Annotated in this window: 7 protein-coding genes; all 7 read right to left on the bottom strand. The window is 74.5% G+C overall.

Annotation, left to right across the window (positions count from 1 at the left end; translation table 11 throughout):
- A partial coding sequence (locus TR48_RS42930; protein WP_439654436.1) for a hypothetical protein occupies positions 1 to 470 on the bottom strand: 470 nt, incomplete at its 3' end.
- Positions 467 to 766 (bottom strand): PadR family transcriptional regulator, encoded by a 300-nt coding sequence (locus TR48_RS04195; protein WP_042364497.1) that lies wholly within the window; start codon positions 764 to 766, stop codon positions 467 to 469. The genes TR48_RS04195 and TR48_RS42930, both read right to left, overlap by 4 nt.
- A gap of 329 nt (positions 767 to 1,095) precedes the next feature.
- The gene (locus TR48_RS04190; protein WP_042364496.1) at positions 1,096 to 2,331 is read right to left on the bottom strand and encodes a styrene monooxygenase/indole monooxygenase family protein; all 1,236 of its coding nucleotides are present in this window, start codon (positions 2,329 to 2,331) and stop codon (positions 1,096 to 1,098) included.
- Positions 2,332 to 2,425: 94 nt separating this feature from the next.
- Entirely contained in the window at positions 2,426 to 3,004 is a 579-nt protein-coding gene (locus TR48_RS04185; RefSeq protein WP_042364670.1) for a GTP-binding protein, read from the bottom strand.
- 46 nt (positions 3,005 to 3,050) lie between these two features.
- Positions 3,051 to 3,458 (bottom strand): DUF742 domain-containing protein, encoded by a 408-nt coding sequence (locus TR48_RS04180; RefSeq protein WP_042364495.1) that lies wholly within the window; start codon positions 3,456 to 3,458, stop codon positions 3,051 to 3,053.
- Positions 3,455 to 3,874: a roadblock/LC7 domain-containing protein gene (locus TR48_RS04175; protein WP_042364494.1), complete on the bottom strand. Its 420-nt coding sequence runs from the start codon at positions 3,872 to 3,874 to the stop codon at positions 3,455 to 3,457. The genes TR48_RS04180 and TR48_RS04175 overlap by 4 nt, the downstream gene beginning before the upstream one ends.
- The coding region (locus tag TR48_RS44200; protein ID WP_042364493.1) for a hypothetical protein at positions 3,871 to 4,148 on the bottom strand (278 nt) is incomplete at its 5' end. The genes TR48_RS04175 and TR48_RS44200, both read right to left, overlap by 4 nt.

Genomic DNA, 4,148 nt, shown 5'->3' with positions numbered 1-4,148 from the left:
CCCGCCGGTCCGGTGTCGACCCGCGCGAGCGCCACCACGGCCGCCGCCGACAGGACCGGGACGGCGAGCAGGCGGACGGCCCGCCGCAGCAGGGCCGAGGCGGCGGCGCGGGACAGCGTCGGGCGGGGCGCGGCCAGCACCGCGCCGCCCAGCACCAGAGCACCGCACAGACGCACCAGCCAGGGTCCGCCGGGTGCGGAGGCGAGCGGCGCGCCCTGCTCCCCGGCCGCATGGCCGAGCAGCAGCGTGAACAGGGCGACGGCGACGCCCAGGGTCGTGGCCCGGCCCAGGCGTTGGGCACGCGACTCCGCGGGCCAGACCACCGGGTGCAGCCACATGTCGGCGACGCCGCGCAGCAGGTCCGGCCAGGCCCGCCAGCCGCCCGCGCGGGCGTCGTCGACCAGGCCCTCGCCCCAGCGCTCGCGCACGGCCGCGGGGTACAGCCGCACCAGCCGCTCCGGCACGCTCATGCGGGGCTCACCCCCAGGCTGCGCAGCCCGGCGGAGGCGACCTTGGCCATCGACCGCAGCTCCCGCTCCAGCACCGCGCGCCCCTCGGCGGTCAGGCGGACCGGGCGCTGCCGCCCCTGCTCCTCGGTGGGCTCGACCAGGCCCTTGGCCTCCAGCCGGGTGAGCGCCCCGTAGAGACTGCCGGGGCCGAGCCGCTCCCCCACCAGCTCCTCGATGGCGGCGTTGACGGCGTAGCCGTGCAGCGGCCCCTCGGCCAGCACGCACATCACCAGCATCTGGGCGTCGTTCGCTTGCATGGCGCCACAGTACTACGCGAGACGTACTACGCGGCGTGTGCTGTCCGGCCACGGTGACGATTCTCCAGGCGCGTCACGCCCTGACCGCCGCCGCCCTCGCCGCCCCCGTCGCCCTGGGCTTCCGCGGCCCGCTCGCCCCACTGGTGGGCGACGTCGACTCGGTGGGACCACTGGCCGCTCCGGTCTTCGGCAACGCCGCGGCAGCGGGCGCCGTCGCCTTCGGCGTCTCCCGCGCGCTGTCCGCCACACGCCGTCGGCCCGGCCCGACGCCGCCTGTGGGCGGGACCGGACCGGGCCGACGGGTCGTGACGCGGAGCGGGCCCAGGGCCTCAGCCCTCGCTGAAGGAGCCGAGGTAGGCGGCGGCCGCGTCCGGGGTGAAGAACCAGTGGGGGAAGTCCGACGGGTTGTCGAAGCCGTTGGCGAAGCGGTCGGCCACCGGCTGGATCTGGCCGGCCGCGCCGATCAGGTTGAGCACGTGCTCCGGCGGCGGGGCCAGCATCGCGTTGGTCCACGCCGTGACGTCGCTCGCGGCGCTCGCCCAGAAGGACTCGAAGGTCCGCTCCATGAAGGCGCGGTCGAACGGGCCGTCGCCGTGGGCGCGGATCGCGTCCAGGTAGTGGGCGGCGCACTTGGACGCCGTGTTGGAGCCCTGGCCGGTGATCGGGTCGTTCGCGACGACGACATCCGCGACGCCCATCACCACGCCGCCGCCGGGCAGTTCGCCCACGGGTCGGCGCACGGTGGGGGCGTAGCGGCCGGCCAGGGTGGCGCGGGCGTCGGTGAGCTCGACGTTGCGGGCGCGCTCGTACTCCCACGGGGTGTAGGTGCGCATCAGGTCCAGCGTGCGGTTCAGGTGCTCCTCGGGCTCCAGGGCCGGCTCGAAGACGTCGAGCGGACCGCCGGGGATGCCCTCCCAGAAGAGGATGTCGCAAGGGCCGGAGAGGGTGTAGGCCGGGATGACGAACAGCTCGCCGACGCCGGGCACCAGGTTGCAGCGCACGGCCGGGAAGTCGTGCTCCGGGCGCGGCGCCAGGCCGTGCACGTAGGAGACGGCCAGCGCGCGCTGCGGGGCGCTGTACGGGGAGCGCTCCGGGTCGCGGCCGAACATCGAGACCAGCTCGCCCTTGCCCGCGGCGACCAGGGTCAGGTCGTAGCCGCGCACGAGGTAGTCGAGGTCGGAGACGGTGACGCCGTTGACGACGACCTTGCCGCCGCGCTGGGCGAACAGCTCCAGCCAGCCGGGCATCTTCACGCGCTGGTCGACGGACTGGGCGTAGTCGTCGAGGTGACCGACCCAGTCGATGACGCGGGCGGCCTCGGGGCCGCTCACCGAGACGCCCAGGCCCAGCGCCTTGGGGGCGTCCGCCTCCCAGAGGTTGATGCCGAGGTCGCGCTCGTGGCCGAGCGCGGTGCGGAACATGCACTGGGTCGACATCACCCGGCCGGCGCGGACCTCGTCCGGGGTGCGGTCGGTCATCACCGTGACGTCGTGGCCGTCGTGCTGCAGACCGAGGGCGACCTGCAGGCCGGACTGGCCGGCTCCGACGACGAGTATTCTCGCCAAGTTGTGCTCCAGGTGTTGAGAGGTGCTCCGGTGCCGCGCCGCCCGCACGCCGACGTCGTCGCCGTCCGGGAGGGCCGCGATCCGCGATGGTATGTCAGAAGTCCGTGACGGCAAGGGTGTGCTGCACCAGAGCCGCCAGCGTCTGCGCCGAGGAGGAGCGGGAGCGGGCGTCGCAGTGCAGCAGCGGCACGCCGGAGTGGAGACTCAGGGCCTCCCTGATGTCGGCCTCCGCGTACAGCGGGGCGCCGTCGAACTCGTTGACGGCCACGACGAAGGGCAGGCCGCTGCTCTCGAAGTAGTCGACCGCGGGGAAGGCGTCCGCGAGGCGGCGGGTGTCGACCAGCACCACCGCGCCGACCGCGCCGCGGGCCAGGTCGTCCCACATGAACCAGAAGCGCCGCTGGCCGGGCGCGCCGAACAGGTAGAGGATCAGGTCGTCGGCGATGTGCAGGCGGCCGAAGTCCATGGCCACGGTGGTGGTGGTCTTGCCGGTGCCCGGCGCGAGCTCGTCCGTGCCGCTGCCGGCGTCGGTCATGATCGCCTCGGTGCGCAGCGGGGTGATCTCGGAGACCGAGCCGACCATGGTGGTCTTGCCGACGCCGAAGCCGCCCGCGATCACGATCTTCGCGGAGGTGACCGGCAGCTCGGTCAGCGGTATGCCGGGGGTGGCCACCGCGCCGCCGGGCGCGCCGACGCCCGGCGCGACGTCGGTACGGGTGTCAGGCCAGGTCACGCAGACCTCCGAGGATTCTTTCGAGCACCACGCGGTTGGGACGGCCCGGGACGCCGATCGGCGAGCCGGAGGAGCCCATGGAGACGGTCCCTCCGTGGACGCGCATTCTGCCGGCGTCGATCAGGTCGCTGACCCAGACGCGGACCACGCCGAGCGGCAGCTTCAGCAGCGCGGAGACCTCGGCGATGGACCGCATCTGACCCTCGCACAGGGCGCAGATGCGCTCCAGCTCGGGCATGGTGCTCGCGGCCGGCTGCGCCTGCCAGGAGGAGTGGGCCGAGCGCTGCTCGACGGCCGAGATCAGGGTCTCGACCAGGAGCACCTGGCCGAAACGCGTGCGGCCGCCGGTCAACGCGTACGGACGTACGCGCAGCGAGCGCGCGGGGACAGTCACCGGATCGCCTCCTGGACCTCTGAGACCTCTGAGCGGACGTGCGGGGTCAGCACATGGCCGGCCTGCTCGACGAGCCGGGCCATCTGGAAGGCCGCGACGCTCAGGTCGCAGTCACGGGTGGTGTAGGCGGCGAGGCAGGCGGTCCGGTCCACGGCCATGAGGATCAGCGTGCCCTCGTCGAGGGTGACCACGGTCCGCTTGAGCAGGCCGTAGTCGAGCAGGGCCGTGAGTCCGCCGGCCAGTCCGTTGATGCCGGCGACGAACGTCGCCAGTTCCTCGGCGGGGCAGTCGTCGTCGACGGCCACCAGGGGCAGCCCGTCCGTGGAGACCAGCGCCAGCGCGCGCAGCCCGGCGGTGCCCGCGAGCACGTCTCCGAGCAGCCAGCGCAGCCGCAGCTGCGGATTCGCCTGGGTCATGCCTTGTCGTCCTCCTCGCGCGGGGCTGCGGCCGCGCGCAGTCCGTTCTGGAAGCCGCCGAGGCGGCGGCGGAGCTCGTCGGCGGCGGAACCGGCGCTCTGGGGCCCGGCCGCCGCGGTCTCCGCGCCGGGGGCGGGGTCGGTGATCTGTGCCAGCTGGCCGCTCTCGCCCGGGACGCGCTTGGGCAGCGTGGCGGCGGGGGCCCGGACCGCCGTACGGACGGCGCCGGCCCGCTGCGGGACGGCGGCGAGGCCGGGGCCGCGCGGCCGCGTCG

This window comes from Streptacidiphilus neutrinimicus (assembly GCF_000787815.1).
GTDB classification, from domain to species: Bacteria; Actinomycetota; Actinomycetes; order Streptomycetales; family Streptomycetaceae; genus Streptacidiphilus; species Streptacidiphilus neutrinimicus.
Note: the sequence above shows the minus strand (reverse complement) of the source record. Positions and strands in the feature narration are given on the sequence as shown.

Coding starts and splice junctions, on each gene's coding strand:
- TR48_RS04195 (WP_042364497.1), bottom strand. CDS start 766: ATGCAAGCGAACGACGCCCAGATGCTGGTGATGTGCGTGCTGGCCGAG.
- TR48_RS04175 (WP_042364494.1), bottom strand. CDS start 3,874: ATGACCCAGGCGAATCCGCAGCTGCGGCTGCGCTGGCTGCTCGGAGAC.